Here is a 21,654-nt window from a genome sequence, read left to right on the forward strand (position 1 = left end):
CCTCGCAATGACGATTCTAGTATCCACGCAACAACGCTGGCTTGCCAACTAGGTCCAGAAAAGGCACCAAAAAGGACTGGATGCCGTGGTCAAGCCGGCGTTGTTGCATGGATACCCAAACCGTCATGGCGAGGCGCCTTTTGGCGCCGTGGCCATCCAGTTAAACATATTTTTATACTAAACTTGTTTAGTATTCTAATTAAATCCCTCATATATTCGGGATAGCCTGGATGGCCACAGCCACTTCGTGGCTTCGCCATGACGGATTTTTATTAATTTTTCGATCCATGCAACAACGCTGGTCAAGCCCACTACTGTACGAACGTTGAAAAAAGGCTGTGTCATGCCGTGACTTGATCACGGCATCCAGGAAAATAAAGCCATATTAGATTTATTTTAGAATCTTTTTATGATATTATAAGCTGGATTCCGTGGTCGTAGCCACGGAATGACAGAATTTTTACCTCTTTATTTAAACGTTCGTACAGTAGTGGGTCAAGCCACGGCATGACAAACATTGTTATATTAATTTCCTTCCATATCCAGCCATTTACTGCAACATAATTTCGCCAAATTCCGTACCCTCAAAATGTACGAAGCGCGCTCGGTGACACTAATTACGCCGCGAGCATTTAACAAATTAAATAAATGGCTTGCTTGCATGCAATAATCATAAGCCGGCAGCGGCAAATTCTCTTTAATTAATGCCACGCATTGCTCTTCGCAATCAGCAAAGTGCCGCAGTAACATCTCGCTATCGGCTAGCTCTAAATTAAACTTTGAAAATTGCTTTTCCGCTTCAAAATCTACTTCACTGTATTTTAAGGCTTTCTCGCCCGTTTGACCGTTCCAGTCAAGATTTTTTACTTCATCAATGCCTTGAATATAAAGAGCTAGCCGCTCAAGTCCGTAAGTAATTTCTCCTGCCACCGGGCGGCACTCAATTCCGCCTACTTGCTGCATATAGGTAAATTGCGAGACTTCCATACCGTTACACCATACTTCCCAACCGAGACCCGACGCGCCGATAGTCGGCGATTCCCAATCATCTTCAACAAAGCGAATATCATGTTTACTTAAATCGATCCCCAACTGCTCTAGGCTCTTTAAATATAGCTCTTGAATATTATCGGGCGAGGGTTTTAAGATAACTTGAAACTGGTAGTAATGCTGCATTCTGTTAGGGTGCATTGCATAACGACTATCACCGGGACGCCTTGAGGGCTGCACATACACCACAAACCACGGCTTCGGTCCCAACGAACGCAACACGGTTGCTGGATGGAATGTACCCGCCCCGACATGCGCATCATAGGGCTGCAAAATCGCACAACCGTAATCCTGCCAATAATTTTGCAAAGTTAGGATAATTTGTTGAAAAGATAGTTTTTTCATAAAATATTAATGTGTTTGACTTGGTATTTATGTTCTATGTCATTCCTGCGAAGGCAGGAATCCAGCCTTTTCTTTTGTCATACCGTGGCTTGACCCACTACTGTACGAACGTTGAAAAAAGGCTGTGTCATGCCGTGACTTGATCACGGCATCCAGGAAAATAAAGCCATATTAGACTTATTTTGAATCTTTTTATGATATTATAAGCTGGATTCCGTGGTCGTAGCCACGGAATGACAGAATTTTTACCTCTTTATTTAAACGTTCGTACAGTAGTGGGCTTGACCGGCGTTGTTGCATGGCTCTAAAAAAGTGCCGTATGTCATTCCTGCGAAGGCAAGAATCCAGCCTTTTCTTTTGTCATACCGTGGCTTGACCACGGCATCCAGTCTTTTTATTAAGGTTTTTTCTGGATGCCGTGATCAAGTCACGGCATGACGGTAACGCATTTAAATATCCACCTTCTCCCACGAGCCGTTTTGGTTTTGTTTATAGCAATCAATTAGTTTTTCCGCAACGGTTAGTTTATTGATCGATAAAAGTAAGATTTGCAAATCAACAGGTAAGTCATAAATTATAATTATTCTTTGAAAGCGGGTAATATATTCTTTATCCTGTAAAATTTTCTCTATATCACTAGGTGAAATAATTAATAAAACGCTAGCGTCATTAGGGTTTTGTAGCTCATCGGTAATATATATCGGCTGCTTTTCAGGCATTGGGTCAAGCTTGCTGCCGTGCGGGATAAATTGCCTTCTCGAATATGTCCAGAGTGTTTTATTCAACAATTCTTGCTGTTCGCTATCCGCTACTAAAACAACACTTTTAAGATTGCCGTGGTAACATTTCTCTACCAGAAGAATTATCGCTTTTAATAACAACTCCTGCGTCGTTTGATAAATACTAAATTGCTGCATATAAATATTTCCTTGTAATTATAATTTAGCTTTTTGCATATCTAATATCGCTTGTTTTCGAGCTTTTGCTTCGGAGTCATTTGGGTTTAGTTCTAGTACTTTATTATAGGATTCAACGGCTAGATCGTATTTATTTAGTGCTTCTAATACACGACCTCGATTATTATAAGCATAAGAAGAATCGGGATTTAGCTTAATTGCTTTATTGCATGACTCAAGAGCTAATTCATACCTGCCAAGCCCAAGCAATATTGCTCCTCTATTATTGTAAGCCTTAAAATCACTAGGATTTAATTTAATTGCTTTATTGAATGACTCTAGTGCTAATTCATATTTTTCTAAATCAAATAAAATAATTCCTTTATTATAATAAGCATCAAAATCATCAGGAGCTAATTCTAGTACTTTGTTATATGATTCAACGGCACGCTCATATTTGCCTAATTCTTGTAATGTGATCGCTCGCTTAAAATACCCTCTAGGATTATTAGGATTTAACTCAATAACTTTATCAAATGCCTCAAGAGCTAAATCATGCTTATTTAACTGATTTAAAATTAGTCCTTTATTGTAATATGCTTCAAAATTCTCAGAATCTAATTCCATTGCTTTATCAAGAGTTTTAAGAGCTAGCTGATGCTTTTCAAGTACATATAAAATGCTAGCTTTTTCAAAATATGTATCTGCTTCATCCGGGTCTAGCTGTATTGCTTTATCAAAAGCTTCAATAGCAAGCTCAAATTCTCCTAACTCTTTTAATAATTTACCTTTATCAAAATATGCTTCAGCATCATTCGGATTTAGCTTTATTGCTTCGTCATATGCTGCTAGTTCTTTTTCGTATTCGCTCATAACCGGTTGAGGTTTATTATTAAAAAATGAAAGAGAAGGCAAATAATTACGAAAACATAAACCCACAATAAGAATAATTAAAGTGCCGGTAATTAGGTATTTGTATGACATATAAATATTTGTAATTTTATTAATGTTAATAATAATAAAAAAACTAAATATTGAAAGGATAATATGAGGAGTTGAGAATTTTATTAATCAAAATACAATAGTGGCTATTTATAATTTACACTTTATAAATAGTTCGATTTGTCTATAATGGTTTAATATAACTAAATAGGTCGCTAAACCTTCAATGAATAAATCTAAATTCATTTTTTTATCTGCTATTTCAGGTAATGTACTGGAATATTATGATTTTACGGTATATTCAGTTTTTTCACCGATTATTGGACGTGTGTTTTTTCCCGGAGAATCGGAATTTGTCGGGATTCTCTTAAGTCTTGGGGTGTTTGCCGTCGGATTTTTAACTAGACCTATAGGGGGGATAGTCTTTGGCTATATCGGCGATAGATACGGCAGGCGTATTGCTTTGATAATCTCGATGCTAGGTATGACAGTCCCCACCTTTATTATGGGCTTAATTCCCTCGTACGAGAGTATAGGGGTTTACGCCCCGGTAACATTAATTATTATGCGCCTTATACAAGGTTTATGCATTAGCGGCGAAGGCACCGGCGCGGCCATTTTCATCCTTGAACATCGGCAAAATTTAAGACCGGGTTTTACGGCCGGCTTAGTCCATGGCTCTAATATCGCCGGTACTTTAATCGCAACATTTATCGGTATTATTATTGAGCGATATTTTTCTTATATCGATTTTGCTTGGCGCTTCGCTTTCCTGCTTGGCGGTTTTATGGGACTTGCAGGGTTTTATTTACGTTTACGCGTAGCGGAAACACCGATTTTTATCATGCTGGAGAAGAAGAAAAAAGTCCTAAAAGCCCCTTTTTCAAACGTGGTAAGAACTGCTTGGAAGTCGATGTTTATCACTATTTGCGTAGCAGCTATCGCTAGCAGCATTATGTATTTAGTGAAAACCTATATAAATGTTTTCTATCATAACGTTATGCATTACGACAATACGCTAGCCTTATCGTATTTAGCCTACTCTTCTTTTGTTGCGATGGTGGCGATGCCGCTTGCCGGTGGCACTGCCGACATTATCGGTAAATTTAGGATGCTAGTTCTTGCAAGTATTGCTATTTTAATATTAATTTTACCGACCATGCTGTTTATGTCATCGGAAAAATTATGGCAACAAATTGCCGCACTTACGGTTCTCGGTATGCTAGCCGGAACAATAGCGGGTACGGCTTATATATTCGTTATCTCGCTATTTACGCCGGAACAAAAATTTTCCGGCGTTGCTTTTAGTTATAATTTCGGGGTGGCGATATTCGGCGGGACTTCGCCGATTATTTCCCGATGGCTTGTCGAAAAAACGGAGTTATTTTATGCCCCTGCTTTTTATATCATGATTATTGCGAGTATATTTTTGATAATTATGTATTTGATGAGGAATATCGTTAGGCGAAACCTTCGATGATACTACTCACTATTCAATGTCATTCCTGCGAGGTGTTGTTGCGTGGATAGGTTAAGCGGGTTCTATGTCATTCCCGTGAAAACGGGAATCCAGGCTTGTCATGCTGAACTTGTTTCAGCATCTCTTATAGTAGATCCTGAAATAAATTCAGGATGACTATAATTTTTCTGGATTCCCGCCTGCGCGGGAATGACATCGAGGATATGCAATAATTCGTAATTCAAATAACAAATATATGACCTTACAAAATAGAGAAGTAACAAGCAAGTGGTTTACAGATTTGCGTAATCAAATATGCACTGAATTTGAAAAAATTGAACAAGAATATGCAAGGGGGGGAAATATAGAGTCTGCTAAATTTATACGATCGCCTTGGGAAAGAACAGGCGGAGGCGGCGGGGTTATGTCCGTCATGAAGGGTGAAGTTTTTGAAAAAGTAGGGGTTAATATTTCTACTGTTTTCGGTGAGTTCTCAAAGGAATTTCGAGAACAAATCCCGGGAACGGAAAAGAGCGGAGAGTTTTTTGCTACGGGTATCTCCGTTGTTGCTCATCTTAAATCTCCTTTAGTGCCGGCAATGCATTTTAATACTCGTTATATAGAAACGTCTAATCATTGGTTTGGCGGCGGCGGGGATTTAACGCCTTTTTACCCTGAAAAGCTTGAGACGGCAAAATTCCATCAAGCTTTTAAAGAGGCTTGCGATAGGCATGATAAAGATTATTACCCTAAGTTTAAAAAACAATGCGATGAATATTTTTACTTAAAGCATCGGAAAGAAGCAAGAGGTATCGGCGGGATATTTTTTGATTATTTAAATAGCGGCAATTTCGATAATGATTTTTCTTTTACCCAAGATGTCGGCAAGGCTTTATTGTCGGTATATCCTGAAATTGTCAGAAAAAAAATGTTTTTGCCTTGGTCGCTAGAGCAGAAAGAATACCAGCTTATAAGACGCGGTAGATATGTGGAATTTAATTTATTATATGATCGCGGAACTAAATTCGGCTTAATGACCGACGGAAATGTTGAGGCGATATTAATGTCCCTACCGCCGGAAGTACGCTGGCCTTAATTTTACATAAAAATACATTAACCCCAAAACATAACTTGACTATTTGCTGATTTAGTTTTATTCTGCTTCTTTTTAGAATAATATTTAAATAATATCCTGATTTAAGGTTTGTAATAATGGCCAAAAAAAATAAAAATATTTTAGTGAAGCTGGTAAGTACCGCAGGTACCGGAGTTTTTTGGGTAAAAAAACGTAACCCGAAAACTCTAACCGAAAAGCTTTCTTTTCGTAAATATGATAAAGTAGTTAGAAAACATGTTGTTTTCAAAGAAGAAAAAATAAAATAGTATTTATTAGAGTATATATGGCAGTAAAAATCCGTTTAGCTAGAGGTGGAGCAAAAAAACGTCCTTATTATAGAGTGGTGGTAGCTAATGTAACGGCACCGCGTGACGGCAATTTTTTAGAAAAAGTCGGTACTTATAACCCGATGCTTGCAAAAGAAGATGCAAGCCGTGTAGTTTTAAAGTTAGACCGTATAGAATATTGGTTAGGTACAGGCGCACAGCCTACCGAACGTGTCGCTAGATTTATCGAAGAAGCCGGCGTTGCTCTTCCTACTTCAATTAAGAAAAAAATAGAAATTAAGGCAAAGGCTCAAAAGCCTAAACCTAGTAAAAAAGAAGCTAAGAAGGCGTAAGTTTAAGGAATAAAGCTCGTAATTACGGTAGGCAATGGGCGTTGTCGCCTGGATCAAAAAATTAATACCAAAAACCCGTCATTGCGAGAAGGGAAGCGCGTTGTTGCATGGCTCGATCTTACCCCGTCATTGCGAGGAGATGCGTAGCATCGACGTGGCAATCTAAGAAAAAATAGCAAAAAATGCTATGGAAATTATTATTTTCTAGATTGCCGTGTTCCTTCCAGTCACGACGTTGTTGCATGGCTCGATAAAAGCAGCAGTATGCCATTCCCGCTTTCGCGGGAATGACATCAAAAATTCGAGCCATGCAACAACGCCGGAGGGACGAAGTCTAGAGCGGCAATCCAGGAAAAATAGTCATCCTGAATTTATTTCAGGATCTATTACAAAGATGCTGAAACGAGTTCAGCATGACGAATATTAGATTGCCGCGGCGGCACTACGTCCCCGCCTCGCAATGACGATTCCGGTATCCACGAATACCCCTAGCTTTGTTGCATGGATACCCCAAACGTCATTGCGAGCGACCAAAGGGAGCGCGGCAATCTAGGAAAAAAGTCATCCTGAATTTATTTCAGGATCTATTACAAAGATGCTGAAACGAGTTCAGCATGACGAATATTAGATTGCCACGTCGGGACTACGTCCCTCCTCGCAATGACGATTCCGATATCCACGCAACACCCCTTCACAATGACAAGTTTTTCTCTTGTCATATCCTTCTACAAAACTGTAGATATTCATGCCGGATTAGCTCAGTGGTAGAGCAACCGCCTTGTAAGCGGTAGGTCATCAGTTCAAATCCGATATCCGGCACCATGCACAAAGAATTTACAAAAATCAATAACTTATACACTGCTATATTTTTATCTTTCCGTGATACCTCTCATAGCTATAAGTCATGCTTTAACTCCAAGCGGCGTTGTTGCATGGCTCGATCTTACCCCGTCATTGCGAGGAGATGCTAGCTATCTCCGTGGCAATCTAAGAAAAAATAGCAAAAAATGCTATGGAAATTATTATTTTCTAGATTGCCGTACTCCTTCCGGTCGCGACGTTGTTGCACCGACGTTGTTGCATGGATGGTTAAAATCGCTTAAAACTTGTCATACCGTGGCTTGACCACGGTATCCAGAAAAAATTAAAAAGCCTGACTGGATGCCGTGGTCAAGCCACGGCATGACATCGCGGTACTTTTAAAGAATACCCAAAATATAGCAATTTTCGATCCATGCAACAAAGCCTGTTGCACCCTGGAACAGCTTTTCAACTATTCCGGCCGTGATTTTAGCTAAATATTTGCATAAGTCAACTTGATTTTCAAAAAAAACTTACAATTATATTATAAATAAGCATATTCTACTTTTAGTGGCATTATTACGTCGGTATTTACTCATAATTTTTTATTTTTTAAACCATTTACTTTTGTAAAAAAAAACGTTATGTTATATCAGATAATGATAACATACATAAGGAGGCTTACTATGCGAACTATTATTGACATTCCTGATACACAAATTAAAATTTTAGATCAATTATCTCAAAAAAAGAAAATATCAAGAGCACAAATTGTAAGGCAAGCCGTAACCAATTATATTACTGATTATACCGAAAGCAAAAAAAGTTATGAATCTGCCTTTGGTATTTGGAAAGATAAGAAATTAGACAGTTTAACATATCAATCTAAATTACGAGAGGAATGGAAAAAATGAAAGCAGTATTTGATACTAATATATTAATAGATTATTTGCTAGGTAAATTACCCGCAAGTAATGAACTCAAGCAATATAAAAATCCACAAATCAGTATAATCACTAAAATGGAAATACTAGTCGGTACATCAGAAGATACGGAAGAAATTACAAAGAAATTTCTAGATAATTTTACCGTAATTAGTTTAAATGAAGAAATTGCAGAAATTGCCGTAGCTATTAGAAAAGAATATAAAATTAAGTTACCTGATGCTATAATATGGGCAACCGCTAAGTATAATAATAGTTTATTAATCACTAGAAATATAAAAGATTTTCCTATTCACGCCTCGGATATAAAAATTCCATATAATATATAATTTCTCTCATTTTAACCCTGATTTAAAATAATAATTTATAATTTAATTAAGAATTAAATAGACTTTAATTACAAAATAGGAAATGATTATTAAATAATAATCATTCAATAAGAGGTTAGAATATGTTAATAAATACTTCTTGCGCCCCTGTTACTTCCATTGCAAGCTTACTATCTTCAATAGGAGCAATAAATTGGGGGCTTATCGGTATCTTTGATTTTAATTTAGTAACGTATTTACTCGGCTCAATGACCGGCGTTACAAAAATACTTTATATCCTTATCGGTCTAAGCGGGTTGTATTCATTCCTTTGCTTAGGTAGATTTTTATGTAAACCAACCGCCCAGGAGGTTAAGTAGTTGTAAAAAAATTGTCATTCCTGCGAAGGCGCATGAGTGTCAACTTAAGAGATCGTCATTGCGAGGAGGCACAAAGTGCCGACGTGGCAATCCAGGAAAAAATAGAAAAAAATGTTATGAAACTTATTATTTTCTAGATTGCCGCGCTCTTTCCAGTCGCGGCGTTGTTGCGTGGCTCGAATTTTCGATGTCATTCCCGTGAAAACGAGAACCCAGCCTTGCTTATGTCATGCTGAACTTGTTTCAGCATCTATTAAAAGATATCCTGAAATAAATTCAGGATGACTTAAAAGTGTTTTTTCTGGATTCCCGCCTACGCGGGAATGACATACCGCACTTTTTTCGAGCCACGCAACAAGGCTTCCAGTCGCGGCGTTGTTGCATGGATGGTTAAAATCGCTTAAAATTGTCATACCGTGTCTTGACCCACTAGTGTACGAACGTTTAAATAAAGAGGTAAAAATTCTGTCATTCCGTGGCTACGACCACGGAATCCAGCTTATAATATCATAAAAAGATTCTAAAATAAGTCTAATATGGCTTTATTTTCCTGGATGCCGTGATCAAGTCACGGCATGACACAGCCTTTTTTCAACGTTCGTACAGTAGTGGGCTTGACCACCGTATCCAGAAAAAATTAAAAAGCCTGACTGGATGCCGTGGTCAAGCCACGGCATGACATCGCGGTACTTTTAAAGAATACCCAAAATATAGCAATTTTCGAGCCACGCAACAAGGCTTCCAGTCGCTCGCAATGACGATTCCGGTAGCCGCAACAACGCCTGTGCCACGCGGGAATGATATCCTAAATAATTACGCTAGCTTCGCCCTTTTAATTTCTCTTTCAACAACTGATTCACCAGTGACGGATTTGCTTTTCCTTCTGTTTTTTTCATCACTTGACCGACAAAGAAACCGAGTAATTTATCTTTACCGCTTCTATATGATTCAACAGAGTCCATATTGTCAGCTAATATTTCATCTATTATAGAAGTAAGTATATTTGCATCCGATACTTGTACTAAGCCTTGCTCTTCTATTATTTTTTCTGCCGCCTGCCCGCTTGCAAACATAACTTCAAAAACCGTTTTGGCGATTTTTCCGGAAATAACGTCATCTTCTATTAGCTTAATTAATTTAGCAAAATTTTCCGGCATAATTTTACATTCATTGATACTAATCGATGCTTTATTTAACTGCCCAAATAATTCACTCGTCAACCAATTAGCAAGAATCTTAGGGCTACATAAATTGGCAGCTATCTCAAAATAATTAGCGACCGACTCATCGGCAACGATTACTTCGGCATCATATTTGCTTAAACCGAACTTGTTGATATATTTCTCAATTTTCTGATCCGGAAGCTCCGGTAAGTCGGCAGCTAATTTATCTATTAATTCTTGCGATATAATAACCGGTAACAAATCAGGATCGGGGAAATATCTGTAATCATGCGACTCTTCTTTTAATCGCATTGTTCTTGTCTCACCGCTATCGGCGTTAAATAAACGTGTTTCTTGAATTACGCTCTCACCGCCTTCAATTAGCTTTACTTGCCTTGCCGCTTCAAACTCAATAGCTTTGATAATATTACGAATTGAATTGATATTTTTAATCTCGCATCTTGTCCCAAGTGGCTCGCCGCTGCGCCTTACCGATATATTAGCATCACAGCGCATGGAACCTTTCTCCATATCGCCGTCGCAGCTACCTATATAACGTAGTAAATTTCTAAGTTTTTTAACAAACTCAGCTGCCTCATCAGGCGATGATAAATCCGGTTCGGTTACTATCTCCATTAAGCCGATCCCTGCCCTGTTTAAATCAATAAAACTATAATAAGGCGATTGATCATGCATTGATTTACCGGCATCTTGCTCCAAATGCAAACGATTAATCCGAACAGTTTTAAGCCCTGCTTCTTCCGTTATAATATCTAGGCTGCCTTCCTGCACTATCGGATAATAAAATTGTGAAATTTGATAGCCTTGCGGTAAATCGGCATAAAAATAATTTTTCCGATCAAATACCGAATAACGGTTAACACGAGCTTTTAACCCAAGACCGGTTTTAATTGCTTGATGCACACAATATTCATTTAATACCGGTAGCATGCCGGGCATTGCGGCATCAATAAAAGAAACTTGTGAATTAGGAGCTGCCGCAAATTTTGTTGAGCTACCGGAAAAAAGTTTTGACTCTGAAGAAATTTGAGCATGAATTTCAAGCCCGATTACATATTCCCATTTACCTGTGTTACCTTTAATAAACCTCTTACGAAACTCTACTTCTTCTGGTAATTTGTACGTCGCACCTAGACTCGAATCCTCACGTACATTAAAGTACGCTGCGGTTTGAGGTGAAGTATCTCCTTCAAATTCCTGAGAATAAGCGAGTTTGGGAAGAGGTTTAATATATGCCATAATTAGAAACCTTCCGGTGTAAAATTGATATTTTTCATGCCTTTTTCAATGGCAGCAGCTACTTTTAAAACATTATATTCATCAAGATGTTTACCGACTATTTGCATACCTAGAGGCAGCCCTCTACTCGATAAAGCAGCCGGAACAGAAACACACGGCAATCCGGCAAGGCTTGCAGGGATGGTAAATAAGTCATTTATATACATAGTGGTAGGGTTATCTTGTTTTTCACCGATTTTAAAGGCCTCTGTCGGTGTAGAAGGTAACAAAATAGCGTCAACATCCATAAAAGCATTTTTAAAATCATTAAGAACTAACCTGCGCACTTTTTGAGCTTTTAAGTAATAAGCATCCATAAAAGCCGAGGACAATACATATGTCCCAATCATAATACGGCGTTTTACCTCATCGCCGAAGCCGGCTGTTCTAGTCATCTCATACATTTGATCAAGAGTCATGTTTTGCTCGGAAACTCTAAAACCATATCTAACGCCGTCATATCTTGCCAAATTTGAAGAAGCTTCGGCGGGTGCTATTACATAATAAACGGCAACGGCATATTTAGCGTACGGCAGAGAAATATCAACAATTTCGGCACCTTCACTTTTTAATAAGTCAATTGCATTATGCCACATTTTCATAATATCCGGCTCTATTATATTATCTTCCGTAAGATTCAAAGGCACGCCTATTTTCATGTTTTTGATAGAAGCACCGCAAGCAGGAATTAACTTTGGCACTTCAGCTTGAATTGAAGTTGAATCTTTCTCGTCAAATTCCATCATTGCCTCAAGCATCAAAGCACTATCTTCAACGCTTCTGGTAAGAATACCGGCTTGATCAAGAGAGCTGGCAAAAGAAACCATACCGTATCTTGAGCAACGCCCGTAAGTCGGCTTAAAGCCCACAAGACCCGTAAAACTAGCAGGTTGACGTACCGACCCGCCCGTATCGCTACCCAAAGCCGCCATAGTTAAGAATGCGCTCACTGCCGCAGCCGATCCGCCTGATGATCCCCCCGGTACTAAATCGGCATTATCGCCTTTAGCTTTCCAGGGGCTAATAACATTACCGAAATAACTATTAATATTGGCGGAACCCATAGCAAACTCGTCCATATTGGTTTTGCCGAGCATAATCCCGCCTTTATCAAAAATATTTTTCGTAACGGTAGATTCATAATTAGGTATAAAATTACTAAGAATTTTAGAGCAAGCAGTAGTTCGTACACCTTTAGTACAAAAAAGGTCTTTTACGGCAATCGGTATCCCTTCAAGCGGTCTTGCTTCATTTTTACCGTAATTTTGATCGGCGATTTTAGCAGACTGCAAAGCTATATCAAAAGTTTCGGTAACATAAGCATTTAAATTTTTATGCTTTTCTATCTGCTTGATATGAGAATTAACTAATTCTTGACTTGAAAATTCTTTATTTTTTAAACCTTTTAAAGCATTTGCTACGGTTAATTTAGTTAGTTCTGACATAATTTACTCAACGACTTTTGGAACAATAAAATATTTTACTTCACGAGCAAGCTCCGCTTGCTCTCCTGGGACATTATTAAATAACTCATCTAAAATATCTGCAGAGGTTACTTCATCTTTTCTGGTTCTAGCAGTCATATCGCAAACCGAGGTTAAAGGTTTAGCATCTTCGCAATCAATTTCATTTAAGATATCAATCATATCCATAATTTTACTTAACTGATCCGTAAATTCGACTATTTTTTCTCCTTCACATTTTAGCCTTGCTAGCTTCGCTATTTTTTGCACTTCTTCTTGTGTGATCATAATTTTATTATTTTGAGTGGTAGTGGTTTTATCAGCATAATTTATAGTATGTCATACCGCGACTTGTGAGCTATATCCGGGATACAGCCAGTGATACAATATCCCGTAGCTGGCTTTATTGCATGACTCCTTTATTTCATTAAGGCATAAAAGCTAATTAGTTATTTTTTCTAAAACTATCTTATTATCAAAACCACCATTAACTTTCTTTTTTTGTTTTTTAATTTTTAATATATCTTTTAGTTTATAGTCATTAATATTACAGATTGTTTCAAGTACTTCTAATATATCAGCAACTTCTTCCATATACTCATCTTGTAAAAATTCTTCTACTTCTTCTAGTAGTTTATTTTTTAATAATTCTTTATACTCACCTGATTCAGCAATATGAGTAACCGGTATTCTGCCTGATTTTAAGATAATTTCTGGAATTAAATCTCTAACTAATTTTGTCATTTTATTTTGTCAGTATAGATTCAATTTATGTCATTCCCGTGAAAGCGGGGCTTTGTTGCATGGATCGAATGTTTCAAAGCACTCGGTGTCATACCGTGGCTTGACCCACTACTGTACGAACGTTGAAAAAAGGCTGTGTCATGCCGTGGCTTGACCACGGCATCCAGGAAAATAAAGCCATATTAGACTTATTTTAGAGTCTTTTTATGATATTATAAGCTGGATTCCGTGGTCGTAGCCACGGAATGACAGAATTTTTACCTCTTTATTTAAACGTTCGTACAGTAGTGGGCTTGACCACGGTATCCAGTCTTTTACTAAGTTTTTTTCTGGATACCGGGGACAAGCCCCGGTATGACAACTTAGTGCTTTTCAAGAGCCATGCAACAATGCCTTCGCAGGAATGACATCGAGCATCAAACAGTCAATATTTCTTGCTCTTTTTGTTTCACTGCAGAATCTACCTTATTACTAAATTCATCAGTTAATTTCTGTACTTCTTCAGATAAATTATGATGTTCGTCTTTAGCAATGATATTATCTTTTTCCAATTTCTTTAATTCTTCATTCCCGTCTCTTCTGATATTACGCAAAGAAATTTTAGTATTTTCGCCATATTTATGAGCAAGCTTTGCCAGCTCTTTACGGCGCTCTTCCGTTAAACTCGGAATAGCTAACCTAATTAACTGACCGTCGGCGGCAGGAGTTAAACCGAGATTTGCCTCGGTAATTGCTTTCTCTACGGACTTTACCATTTCTTTATCCCAAACTTGCACGACAATTGTCCTTGCATCAGGTGTTGACAAGCTTGATATTTGAGATAATGGCATCCTATCGCCGTAAGCTTCCACTACTACGCTATCGAGTAAGTTAACCGAAGCTCTACCGGTACGTAAGCCTTTAAGTTCATGGTCTAAAACTTTTAAAGCTTTTTCCATTCGTTCTTGTAAATCTTTCTTCAGAGTTGCTTTATCCATAATATTTTATCCGTATATTTAATTCTGATTTGGTATACTGCTTGTAAATGAAAAGTTGTCATACCGTGGCTTGACCACGGGGTGACAGTCCTCAAATCCTTCATTCACGAGTAGTATATTATATTTCCTCTATTGTCGTATACTCACCTAAGCCCTGTATTACTTTAGCAAAATTTCCTTGTTCTTTTATAGAAAATACTTTTATAGGTAACTTATTCTCTCTAGCAACCGCAATGGCTGCCATATCCATAACTTGTAGGTTATTAGTTATAACATCTTTATAGCTAATAGTGAAATATTTTTTAGCCGCGGGGTTTTTCTTCGGATCGGAATCATATACACCGTCAACTTGCGTTGCTTTCATTAAAATATCGCAATTCATTTCGATTGCCCGAAGCACTGCCGCGCTATCGGTTGTGCAAAACGGATTACCGGTACCGCCGGCAAAAATTACTACTCGCCCTTTTTCCATATGCCTTTTTGCCCGACGGCGAATATACGGCTCGCATACACTCATCATGGGAATTGCCGATAATACTCTAGTGTATATATTGAGGCTTTCCATGATGTTTTGTAGAGTCAAGGCATTAATGACCGTCCCAAGCATCCCGATATAATCGGCCGAGGCTCTTTCCATCCCGACAAAAGCGGCATTAATACCGCGATAAATATTGCCGCCGCCGACTACAATACAAACTTCTACGCCTAGGTCAATAACCTCTTTTATATCTTCGGCAATTTTTCTTATTACACTATATTCATGACCGAATTGTTTTTCTCCCATCAAGGCCTCGCCTGAAACTTTAAGCAAAACCCGCTTGTATTTTAATGATGTCATATTTCTGAAATTTTTCCTTTTTAGGTTTTTATTTTTTTGATGGCATTGTTGTGTGGATAGATTAAAGCGTGTTCGGTGTCATTCCCTATACTCTTATGTCATTCCCGCTTTCGCGGGAATGACATCGAAAATTCGAGCCATGCAACAAGGCTTCCGGCCGCTCGCAATGACGATTCCGGTAGCCATGTAACAACACCGGTCAAGCCACGGTATGACAACGTTACAAATACTTTTTTTCCAAATATTTTATATATATGTCGGGATTAATTTTTTCTTCGCCCGTGGCATCTTTTAATAAATCATTAGAATTTTTTAACGAACCGAAATTTCTAATATTACTATTTAAGAATTTATTTAAATTACTAAATTCGCCCTTTAAAATATCTTGCTTAATATTATCATGCGTTTCCTGTGCTTTTTTCATTAACATCGAAGCGATAATTGCCCCGTTAGTATAAGCAGGAAAATAACCGAAACTGCCGTTCGACCAATGTATATCTTGCAGGCAACCTTTACTAACCGTTTCCGGTTTAATATTTAAATATTCTTGCATTTTAGTATCCCAAAACTTAGGTAATTCATCAAGATTTAAATCACCTTCAATAAGCAATTCCTCAAGCTCAAATCTTAATATTACATGCATCGGGTAAGTGACTTCATCGGCATCGACTCTTATAAAATCCGGTTTAACCCTTGTTACTTTTTTATAAAGATTATCGGCGGAAAATTCCGCGCCTTTAAAAGCGAATTCATCCCTTAAAATTTTAGCCAAAAATTCTATAAATTCTTTTGACCTTCCTACTTGCATTTCCATAAATAAAGATTGGCTTTCATGAAAAGCCATACCTTTTGCCGTTCCTACCGGTTGATTTTTATACAGACTCGGTAAATTCTGCTCATATAAACCATGTCCCGTTTCGTGGATAATCCCCATTAATCCGGAAATAAAATTATTCTCGTCATATCTAGTTGTTAGCCGCACATCATCCGAAGTGCCGCCGCAAAAAGGATGTAATGATTCATCAAGCCGCCCTTTAGTAAGGTCAAACTGCATTATTTCCATAATACGCTTTCCTATATTTTTTTGTATATCCGCGCTTACTTTATTACTGCTTACTATTATTTCTTCACTTTTCTGTTTTTCTAAGGCTTTGCCTATCAATTCCGGAATATTTTTCTTTAGTATCTTATAAACTTCTCTAATCTCTGCACTTTTCCTATTAGGATCGTACATATCAATTAGAGCATCATACACCCCGCAATTAAATGTGCTAGCCCGCGCTTTAGCTAGTTCCTTCGTATAATTAAGCACTTTTTGCAAATGCGGTTTAAACAGATTATAATCATTATTTGCTCGCGCTTTTCGCCAAACTAATTCACATTCGGTAGTAACTGCAACAATTTTCTTCTGTAATTCATCATCAATGCAATTTGCATCTAATATATTCCTTTCCATCTCTCTAATATTGGCTATTTGCCAATTATTCAGCTCCTTTATTTCTTCTTTAGCTCTACCGACTAAGTCATTTAGCTCATTAGATTTTAACATCCCATGTACTAACGAAGTTAAAGTTACTATTTCATTAGTACGACTTTCTGCCGACCCGACAGTCATATTGGTCGATATATCCCAATAAAGTATATCAAGCGCATTATTAATATGTGAAATTTTTAAAAATTCATTTTCTAGTTTTGTATAATTATTCATAAATGATACTCTGTTAATTTGAAACGTTATTCCGATATTATTACGTGAATATCGGAATTATCATTGCGAGAAGCTGTAAGCGTTGTTGCATGGCTACCGGAATCGTCATTGCGAGGAGGCAATGCTTCGCGTGGATGGTTAAAATCGCTTAAAATTGTCATACCGCGGCTTTGACCACGGTATCCAGAAAAAGCCTTAATAAAAAGACCGGATGCCGTGGTCAAGCCCACTACTGTACGAACGTTTAAATAAAGAGGTAAAAATTCTGTCATTCCGTGGCTACGACCACGGAATCCAGCTTATAATATCATAAAAAGATTCTAAAATAAGTCTAATATGGCTTTATTTTCCTGGATGCCGTGATCAAGTCACGGCATGACACAGCCTTTTTCAACGTTCGTACAGTAGTGGGTCAAGCCACGGCATGACACCGAACACTTTGCAAAAATTTGAGCCATGCAACAACGACCGTCCCTCTTCGCAATGACGTAGAGTTTTTGACCCGCGCAACAACGCCTCCACAATACCACTACTCAACAATATTTCTTACATTAATTCCTTCGCCGCCATCAAACTAGCATCCGTAATAGACTGTCCGGAGATCATGCGCGCCAGCTCTCTTTGTCTTTCTAAAATATTCAAAATTTTTACCGTAACTTCCGTCCTTTCTTCTAATTGTAATTTGTTAACCATAATATGATGATCGGCTTTACCGGCTATTTGCGGCTGATGAGTTATAACTATAACTTGCGCGATCGATCCCAAATTTTTTAGCCGTTCTCCGACTTTATCGGCAACTTCTCCGCCGATTCCTGCATCTATTTCATCAAATATAATAGTGGATTTTATTTGCTTATCAAATAAAGATGTTTTCAAAGCCAACATAAATCTTGATAATTCTCCGCCGGAAGCAATTTTATTAATCGGCGCAATACTCATCCCGGGATTAGTAGACGCCATAAAACTAATATTATCAAGCCCCGTAGCCGTCGGATCACTTTTGGTAGCTATATCTATCTTAAAAATTGCTTTTTTCATTTTAAGCTGCCCCAGCTCTTTTTGTACTATTTTTTCAAGACTTTCAGCAGCAAAGCGGCGTTTAACCGATATATTTTGCGCTATATTATAATATTCTGCTTGCTTAGCAAACTGTTTTGTATTTAATTCTTCGGCACTTGCTACTTTATTTTTCAATATATTTAATTGTCCTAGTGATTTATCTAAAAATGCTCCTATTTCATCAGGACGAACATTATATTTGCGGGCAGCTGCCTTTATTAAAAATAATCTTTCTTCTATTTCGTCAAGATTATGTTCATTTTGATTAAAATTATCGGCAATGGCGGCTAATTTTTCCCTAGCTTCTTCTAAATTATTATAAGCCTCTTCTAAATCTGTCGCAATATTTACAAATTTTTCGTTTTGAGCAGTAGAGCGCGCAAGCAATCTCTCCGCCTTGTTAATTGCACCGTTTATTTCAGGATTATTAATTTGCTCGGAAATATCTTTAATTAACTGCAATTCTTTATCACGATTTTGTAAATTTTTCCTGATATTTACCAGCTTTTCTTCTTCGCCGATTATCACATCAAGCTTTGTTAATTCTTCAATTACAAAAGTTAAATAGTCGATTTCTTGATCTATAGAATTTTTTTCCGCGGTGATTTTAGCAATTTCTTTGAGGATATTTTGCCAATCATAAAAACATTTAGCAAGCTCTAAACGTGCTGCTAAAAGCCCGCCGTAATTATCTAAGATATCTAGATGGGTAGATAGGTCTAACAGAGAAGTATTATTATTTTGTCCGTGAAGCTCTAGTAAATGATCCGCTAATTGTTGCATAGTAGTTTTGTTAACTACTTGGTCATTAATGAAAAAAATTTTTCGATTATTCGGGGTTTGTGTGCATTTAATAAGTAGTATGTCATCATATTTAATAAATGCTTGTGTCAAAAAGTTTTTTACTTCTTCATTTAAAGAAAAAACTAAGTTAACAATAGCGTAATCTTTACCGTGCTTTATTACATTACCGGAAGAGTAACCCAAACAAAATAAAATAGCATCGAGTAAAATAGATTTACCTGCACCTGTTTCGCCGGTAATAACACATAAACCTTTTTTAAACTCAATATCTAGCTGGTCTATCAGAATAAAATTTTTAACTGAAAGACTATCCAGCATGATTTACCCGCCTAAAGAACCTTTAATTAATTTATAGGCGTAAGAATACCACTGACTATTCGGATAATTATATCCAAGTACCGAAGCATATTTTTTAGCTTCATCAGGTAATCCAAGCATTATATAACTTTCAACGAGGCGATAAAGCGCTTCCGCAGTATGAGACGTAGTTTGATAATTATCGACGACTTGCTGAAATCTATTAATCGCCGCTATCGGGTTTTTTTCATTTAGGTAATAACGCCCGACGGCTATTTCCTTGCCTGCTAAATGATCGTTTACTAAATCAATTTTTAAAGACGCATCAATAGCATATTTGGTTTTAGGGAATTTTAAAATTACGTCCTCAAAACTTCTTTTAGCTAAGAAAGTTCTTGATTGATCAAGATTCACGTTCGAGATTAGCATATAATATGATAATGCCTTAAGGTAATAGGCATAAGCAATATCTTCGTTAGCCGGATGCAGAGTAATAAAAACATCCAGCACATCAATCGCTTCATCATATTGAGAAGCTAAAAACAAGGAATAGGCTTGCATTAACTCGGCCCTAGGAGTAAATTCGTTACCCGGATGCTGATAAAAAACCTTACCGAATTCCTCGGAAGCTTTTAGATATTTTTGTTTTTGCAATAAAGCAACACCGCCGTTGTAAAGCTCTTCGACCGGAGTTACTAAATCGTTATCCGTTTTTTTGCTTTTACAGCCACTTAAGGAAAAACCGATAATTAAAAGAATACTCAGTAATTTTATTAATTTCATAAGAAGTTTTAAGTTTATACTTTAATATTATCTATATACGAAATATAGAGGGTTACACAAGAACATTTTATTTAATTATTAACCTTTTGCCGATAATAATCCTACTATAAAATTTATTTGTCACCGGATAACGACTTAACTCTAAATTCGTTTAAAAAGCGGTGCCTCTGACCGGACTTGAACCAGCACGCCTTTAGGGCAGTAGATTTTGAGTCTACCGTGTCTACCGTTCCACCACAGAGGCATCTATCTCCCCCTCCTCGCAAAGCATTGTTACGTGGATACTAAAATCGTCATTGCGAAGAGGCATTGTTGCGTGGATCGAAATCCCCCGTCATTGCGAGGAGGGACGTAGTCCCGACGTGGCAATCTAGCAAAAAATACTATGAAATTTATTATTTTCTAGATTGCCGCGCTCCTTTCAGTCGCTCGCAATGACGTTTGGGGTATCCACGCAACACCCCTCCTCGCAATGACGGTGTTTAAGCTATATTAAAATAACTACATCTTTTTCCCCTGTAAACAATTTTTAACATAAAATCAAATTAGATTAATTATTACTTGAAAAAGAGACTTTGAAAGATTATAATATTGGAAATAATAACTTAATTTTTTAAGTAGGTTTGTTTATGTTAGATTACACGAAAACTTTTACGGTTTCATCAAAAAATAAGTCTTTCGATGAAGGGCTTAGAAAATACATGTTGAAAGTTTATAACTACATGGCTTTAGCACTTTTGTTAACAGGAGTAACGGCGATTGCTACCGTTTCATATGAGCCTCTTGCTAATTTGATGTTTCAAACCGGTTTCGGCACCGTCATAATGTTTGCCCCTTTAGGCATTGCTTTATACTTTTTTATGGGTTTCGGCAAGATGAGTCTACAAACGGCGCAAACGCTGTTTTGGGTTTATGCCGCTCTAACCGGTATGTCACTTTCTTACTTAAGCCTTATATATACGGGCGAATCAATAGCGCGTACTTTCTTTATTTGCGCTTCCGTCTTTGGTGGAATGAGTCTATACGGTTACAATACGAATAAAGATTTAACATCGATCGGGTCTTTTTTCGCTATGGGACTTATAGGACTTATTCTTGTATCATTAGTGAATATGTTTTTACAAAGCTCGGCAATAAGTTTTGCTACTTCTATCGTCGGCGTCGTGGTATTTATGGGATTAATTGCTTGGGATACGCAGAAAATTAAATCCATGTATTATACGGCCGGCAATGATGAACTTGGACAGAAACTATCCATTATGGCAGCGTTCAATCTCTATTTAGATTTTATTAATCTGTTCCTATATTTGCTTAGATTTTTAGGTAATAGAAGAAATTAGTAATATTGATGTTGTTACGTAATATAAAACATCTTCGGTGTCATTCCCGTGAAAACGGGGCGTTGTTGCATAGGATACCCAAGCCGTCATGGCGAGGCGCCTCTTGGCGCCGTGGCCATCCAGGAAAATACTTTTAAAGTCATCCTGAATTTATTTCAGGATCTACTGCATAAAGAGATGCTGAAACAAGTTCAGCATGACAAGAAAAAATCTGGATTCCCGCCTTTAGCTAGAATGACACCCTTTTTATGGCAATTTCTAATCCATGCAACAACGCCGGCTTGACCCACTACTGTACGAACGTTTAAATAAAGAGGT

General features: G+C 37.5%; 38 protein-coding genes and 2 tRNA genes. 18 read left to right on the plus strand and 22 right to left on the minus strand.

Annotation, left to right across the window (positions count from 1 at the left end; genetic code table 11):
* Positions 1–89 precede the first annotated feature (89 nt).
* The 3 genes from AAGD64_RS08480 to AAGD64_RS08490 form a co-directional block, all read right to left on the minus strand.
* The gene (locus tag AAGD64_RS08480) at positions 90–260 is read right to left on the minus strand and encodes a hypothetical protein (protein ID WP_341793095.1); all 171 of its coding nucleotides are present in this window, start codon (positions 258–260) and stop codon (positions 90–92) included.
* Entirely contained in the window at positions 209–361 is a 153-nt protein-coding gene (locus AAGD64_RS08485; protein ID WP_341793096.1) for a hypothetical protein, read from the minus strand. Before AAGD64_RS08485 ends, AAGD64_RS08480 begins: the two co-directional genes overlap by 52 nt.
* A 164-nt stretch (positions 362–525) precedes the next feature.
* A complete protein-coding gene (locus tag AAGD64_RS08490; RefSeq protein WP_341793097.1) occupies positions 526–1,395 on the minus strand; it encodes a glycine--tRNA ligase subunit alpha in 870 nt (289 codons plus the stop codon).
* A gap of 294 nt (positions 1,396–1,689) precedes the next feature.
* On the opposite strand from AAGD64_RS08490, the gene AAGD64_RS08495 reads away from it, so the two are divergent.
* Positions 1,690–1,833, plus strand: a complete 144-nt coding sequence (locus tag AAGD64_RS08495) for a hypothetical protein (RefSeq protein WP_341793098.1) — start codon at positions 1,690–1,692, stop codon at positions 1,831–1,833.
* Positions 1,834–1,844: 11 nt separating this feature from the next.
* Here the strand turns inward: AAGD64_RS08495 and AAGD64_RS08500 are convergent, their stop codons facing one another.
* Both AAGD64_RS08500 and AAGD64_RS08505 read right to left on the minus strand, forming a co-directional pair.
* Positions 1,845–2,312 carry a DNA polymerase III subunit chi gene (locus AAGD64_RS08500; protein ID WP_341793099.1) on the minus strand — a complete coding sequence of 156 codons (468 nt, stop codon included), beginning with the start codon at positions 2,310–2,312 and terminating at the stop codon, positions 1,845–1,847.
* Positions 2,313–2,330: 18 nt separating this feature from the next.
* Positions 2,331–3,275 (minus strand): tetratricopeptide repeat protein, encoded by a 945-nt coding sequence (locus AAGD64_RS08505; protein WP_341793100.1) that lies wholly within the window; start codon positions 3,273–3,275, stop codon positions 2,331–2,333.
* Positions 3,276–3,459: 184 nt separating this feature from the next.
* On the opposite strand from AAGD64_RS08505, the gene AAGD64_RS08510 reads away from it, so the two are divergent.
* The 6 genes from AAGD64_RS08510 to AAGD64_RS08535 all read left to right on the plus strand — a co-directional run bounded on the left by AAGD64_RS08510 (position 3,460) and on the right by AAGD64_RS08535 (position 6,855).
* Positions 3,460–4,713 (plus strand): MFS transporter, encoded by a 1,254-nt coding sequence (locus AAGD64_RS08510; RefSeq protein WP_341793101.1) that lies wholly within the window; start codon positions 3,460–3,462, stop codon positions 4,711–4,713.
* A gap of 235 nt (positions 4,714–4,948) precedes the next feature.
* Entirely contained in the window at positions 4,949–5,788 is an 840-nt protein-coding gene (gene hemF / locus AAGD64_RS08515) for an oxygen-dependent coproporphyrinogen oxidase (RefSeq protein WP_341793102.1), read from the plus strand.
* A 116-nt stretch (positions 5,789–5,904) separates the two neighbouring features.
* Positions 5,905–6,075 (plus strand): 50S ribosomal protein L33, encoded by a 171-nt coding sequence (gene rpmG / locus AAGD64_RS08520; protein ID WP_253308471.1) that lies wholly within the window; start codon positions 5,905–5,907, stop codon positions 6,073–6,075.
* A gap of 17 nt (positions 6,076–6,092) precedes the next feature.
* Complete coding sequence (gene rpsP, locus AAGD64_RS08525) at positions 6,093–6,428, plus strand: 30S ribosomal protein S16 (protein ID WP_253308470.1); 336 nt, start codon at positions 6,093–6,095, stop codon at positions 6,426–6,428.
* A 34-nt stretch (positions 6,429–6,462) separates the two neighbouring features.
* Positions 6,463–6,594: a hypothetical protein gene (locus tag AAGD64_RS08530; RefSeq protein ID WP_341793103.1), complete on the plus strand. Its 132-nt coding sequence runs from the start codon at positions 6,463–6,465 to the stop codon at positions 6,592–6,594.
* A gap of 48 nt (positions 6,595–6,642) precedes the next feature.
* Positions 6,643–6,855 (plus strand): hypothetical protein, encoded by a 213-nt coding sequence (locus AAGD64_RS08535; RefSeq protein WP_341793104.1) that lies wholly within the window; start codon positions 6,643–6,645, stop codon positions 6,853–6,855.
* A gap of 197 nt (positions 6,856–7,052) precedes the next feature.
* Here AAGD64_RS08535 and AAGD64_RS08540 read toward each other — a convergent pair whose 3' ends face one another.
* Positions 7,053–7,175, minus strand: a complete 123-nt coding sequence (locus tag AAGD64_RS08540; RefSeq protein WP_341793105.1) for a hypothetical protein — start codon at positions 7,173–7,175, stop codon at positions 7,053–7,055.
* On the opposite strand from AAGD64_RS08540, the gene AAGD64_RS08545 reads away from it, so the two are divergent.
* Positions 7,176–7,250, plus strand: a tRNA-Thr gene (locus AAGD64_RS08545).
* A gap of 57 nt (positions 7,251–7,307) precedes the next feature.
* Positions 7,308–7,553, plus strand: a complete 246-nt coding sequence (locus AAGD64_RS08550) for a hypothetical protein (protein WP_341793106.1) — start codon at positions 7,308–7,310, stop codon at positions 7,551–7,553.
* A 19-nt stretch (positions 7,554–7,572) separates the two neighbouring features.
* Here AAGD64_RS08550 and AAGD64_RS08555 read toward each other — a convergent pair whose 3' ends face one another.
* Positions 7,573–7,701: a hypothetical protein gene (locus AAGD64_RS08555; RefSeq protein ID WP_341793107.1), complete on the minus strand. Its 129-nt coding sequence runs from the start codon at positions 7,699–7,701 to the stop codon at positions 7,573–7,575.
* Between the two features lie 214 nt (positions 7,702–7,915).
* Between AAGD64_RS08555 and AAGD64_RS08560 the strand changes: the two genes are divergently transcribed.
* From AAGD64_RS08560 to AAGD64_RS08570, 3 genes are all read left to right on the plus strand, one after another.
* Positions 7,916–8,143 carry a CopG family transcriptional regulator gene (locus AAGD64_RS08560; RefSeq protein ID WP_253308469.1) on the plus strand — a complete coding sequence of 76 codons (228 nt, stop codon included), beginning with the start codon at positions 7,916–7,918 and terminating at the stop codon, positions 8,141–8,143.
* Positions 8,131–8,502: a type II toxin-antitoxin system VapC family toxin gene (locus AAGD64_RS08565; protein ID WP_341793108.1), complete on the plus strand. Its 372-nt coding sequence runs from the start codon at positions 8,131–8,133 to the stop codon at positions 8,500–8,502. The genes AAGD64_RS08560 and AAGD64_RS08565 overlap by 13 nt, the downstream gene beginning before the upstream one ends.
* Positions 8,503–8,624: 122 nt before the next feature.
* Positions 8,625–8,861 (plus strand): DUF378 domain-containing protein, encoded by a 237-nt coding sequence (locus tag AAGD64_RS08570; protein WP_253308467.1) that lies wholly within the window; start codon positions 8,625–8,627, stop codon positions 8,859–8,861.
* A 44-nt stretch (positions 8,862–8,905) separates the two neighbouring features.
* Here AAGD64_RS08570 and AAGD64_RS08575 read toward each other — a convergent pair whose 3' ends face one another.
* Positions 8,906–9,055: a hypothetical protein gene (locus tag AAGD64_RS08575; protein WP_341793109.1), complete on the minus strand. Its 150-nt coding sequence runs from the start codon at positions 9,053–9,055 to the stop codon at positions 8,906–8,908.
* A gap of 33 nt (positions 9,056–9,088) precedes the next feature.
* Positions 9,089–9,274, minus strand: coding sequence for a hypothetical protein (locus AAGD64_RS08580; protein WP_341793110.1), 186 nt, complete (start codon positions 9,272–9,274; stop codon positions 9,089–9,091).
* Here AAGD64_RS08580 and AAGD64_RS08585 point away from each other — a divergent pair.
* Positions 9,240–9,374, plus strand: coding sequence for a hypothetical protein (locus tag AAGD64_RS08585; RefSeq protein ID WP_341793111.1), 135 nt, complete (start codon positions 9,240–9,242; stop codon positions 9,372–9,374). The genes AAGD64_RS08580 and AAGD64_RS08585 overlap by 35 nt on opposite strands.
* Positions 9,375–9,679: 305 nt before the next feature.
* On the opposite strand, the gene gatB is transcribed toward AAGD64_RS08585, so the two are convergent.
* The 5 genes from gatB to AAGD64_RS08610 all read right to left on the minus strand — a co-directional run bounded on the left by gatB (position 9,680) and on the right by AAGD64_RS08610 (position 13,688).
* Positions 9,680–11,284 (minus strand): Asp-tRNA(Asn)/Glu-tRNA(Gln) amidotransferase subunit GatB, encoded by a 1,605-nt coding sequence (gene gatB, locus AAGD64_RS08590; protein ID WP_341793112.1) that lies wholly within the window; start codon positions 11,282–11,284, stop codon positions 9,680–9,682.
* Positions 11,285–11,286: 2 nt separating this feature from the next.
* Complete coding sequence (gene gatA / locus AAGD64_RS08595) at positions 11,287–12,768, minus strand: Asp-tRNA(Asn)/Glu-tRNA(Gln) amidotransferase subunit GatA (protein ID WP_341793113.1); 1,482 nt, start codon at positions 12,766–12,768, stop codon at positions 11,287–11,289.
* A 3-nt stretch (positions 12,769–12,771) separates the two neighbouring features.
* Complete coding sequence (gatC, locus tag AAGD64_RS08600; RefSeq protein WP_253308464.1) at positions 12,772–13,074, minus strand: Asp-tRNA(Asn)/Glu-tRNA(Gln) amidotransferase subunit GatC; 303 nt, start codon at positions 13,072–13,074, stop codon at positions 12,772–12,774.
* A 153-nt stretch (positions 13,075–13,227) separates the two neighbouring features.
* Positions 13,228–13,530, minus strand: a complete 303-nt coding sequence (locus AAGD64_RS08605; RefSeq protein ID WP_341794222.1) for a nucleoside triphosphate pyrophosphohydrolase — start codon at positions 13,528–13,530, stop codon at positions 13,228–13,230.
* Between the two features lie 20 nt (positions 13,531–13,550).
* Positions 13,551–13,688, minus strand: a complete 138-nt coding sequence (locus AAGD64_RS08610) for a hypothetical protein (protein ID WP_341793114.1) — start codon at positions 13,686–13,688, stop codon at positions 13,551–13,553.
* An 87-nt stretch (positions 13,689–13,775) separates the two neighbouring features.
* On the opposite strand from AAGD64_RS08610, the gene AAGD64_RS08615 reads away from it, so the two are divergent.
* Positions 13,776–13,937 carry a palindromic element RPE4 domain-containing protein gene (locus AAGD64_RS08615; RefSeq protein WP_341793115.1) on the plus strand — a complete coding sequence of 54 codons (162 nt, stop codon included), beginning with the start codon at positions 13,776–13,778 and terminating at the stop codon, positions 13,935–13,937.
* Between the two features lie 9 nt (positions 13,938–13,946).
* Here the strand turns inward: AAGD64_RS08615 and frr are convergent, their stop codons facing one another.
* Both frr and pyrH read right to left on the minus strand, forming a co-directional pair.
* Positions 13,947–14,507, minus strand: a complete 561-nt coding sequence (frr, locus tag AAGD64_RS08620) for a ribosome recycling factor (protein ID WP_341793116.1) — start codon at positions 14,505–14,507, stop codon at positions 13,947–13,949.
* 118 nt (positions 14,508–14,625) lie between these two features.
* The gene (gene pyrH / locus AAGD64_RS08625; RefSeq protein WP_341793117.1) at positions 14,626–15,345 is read right to left on the minus strand and encodes a UMP kinase; all 720 of its coding nucleotides are present in this window, start codon (positions 15,343–15,345) and stop codon (positions 14,626–14,628) included.
* A 75-nt stretch (positions 15,346–15,420) separates the two neighbouring features.
* Here pyrH and AAGD64_RS08630 point away from each other — a divergent pair, with 75 nt between their 5' ends.
* A complete protein-coding gene (locus AAGD64_RS08630; RefSeq protein WP_341793118.1) occupies positions 15,421–15,612 on the plus strand; it encodes a hypothetical protein in 192 nt (63 codons plus the stop codon).
* On the opposite strand, the gene AAGD64_RS08635 is transcribed toward AAGD64_RS08630, so the two are convergent.
* The 6 genes from AAGD64_RS08635 to AAGD64_RS08660 form a co-directional block, all read right to left on the minus strand.
* Positions 15,566–17,053, minus strand: a complete 1,488-nt coding sequence (locus AAGD64_RS08635) for a carboxypeptidase M32 (RefSeq protein ID WP_341793119.1) — start codon at positions 17,051–17,053, stop codon at positions 15,566–15,568. The two genes, AAGD64_RS08630 and AAGD64_RS08635, sit on opposite strands and share 47 nt — an antisense overlap.
* Before the next feature lie 26 nt (positions 17,054–17,079).
* Positions 17,080–17,277 carry a hypothetical protein gene (locus tag AAGD64_RS08640; protein WP_341793120.1) on the minus strand — a complete coding sequence of 66 codons (198 nt, stop codon included), beginning with the start codon at positions 17,275–17,277 and terminating at the stop codon, positions 17,080–17,082.
* 166 nt (positions 17,278–17,443) lie between these two features.
* On the minus strand, positions 17,444–17,590 hold the full coding sequence (locus tag AAGD64_RS08645; RefSeq protein WP_341793121.1) for a hypothetical protein: 147 nt from the start codon (positions 17,588–17,590) through the stop codon (positions 17,444–17,446).
* Positions 17,591–17,599: 9 nt separating this feature from the next.
* Positions 17,600–19,234: a DNA repair protein RecN gene (gene recN / locus AAGD64_RS08650; RefSeq protein WP_341793122.1), complete on the minus strand. Its 1,635-nt coding sequence runs from the start codon at positions 19,232–19,234 to the stop codon at positions 17,600–17,602.
* 3 nt (positions 19,235–19,237) lie between these two features.
* A complete protein-coding gene (locus AAGD64_RS08655; RefSeq protein ID WP_253308458.1) occupies positions 19,238–19,996 on the minus strand; it encodes an outer membrane protein assembly factor BamD in 759 nt (252 codons plus the stop codon).
* A 162-nt stretch (positions 19,997–20,158) separates the two neighbouring features.
* A tRNA-Leu gene (locus AAGD64_RS08660) sits at positions 20,159–20,240 on the minus strand.
* On the opposite strand from AAGD64_RS08660, the gene AAGD64_RS08665 reads away from it, so the two are divergent.
* From AAGD64_RS08665 to AAGD64_RS08675, 3 genes are all read left to right on the plus strand, one after another.
* Positions 20,205–20,351, plus strand: a complete 147-nt coding sequence (locus AAGD64_RS08665; protein WP_341793123.1) for a hypothetical protein — start codon at positions 20,205–20,207, stop codon at positions 20,349–20,351. The two genes, AAGD64_RS08660 and AAGD64_RS08665, sit on opposite strands and share 36 nt — an antisense overlap.
* 274 nt (positions 20,352–20,625) lie before the next feature.
* Entirely contained in the window at positions 20,626–21,336 is a 711-nt protein-coding gene (locus AAGD64_RS08670; protein WP_253308457.1) for a Bax inhibitor-1/YccA family protein, read from the plus strand.
* 111 nt (positions 21,337–21,447) lie between these two features.
* Complete coding sequence (locus tag AAGD64_RS08675; RefSeq protein WP_341793124.1) at positions 21,448–21,621, plus strand: hypothetical protein; 174 nt, start codon at positions 21,448–21,450, stop codon at positions 21,619–21,621.
* Positions 21,622–21,654: the final 33 nt, after the last annotated feature.

The sequence above is a fragment of the Rickettsia endosymbiont of Ceutorhynchus obstrictus genome, from assembly GCF_964026565.1.
Taxonomy (GTDB): Bacteria; Pseudomonadota; Alphaproteobacteria; order Rickettsiales; family Rickettsiaceae; genus Rickettsia.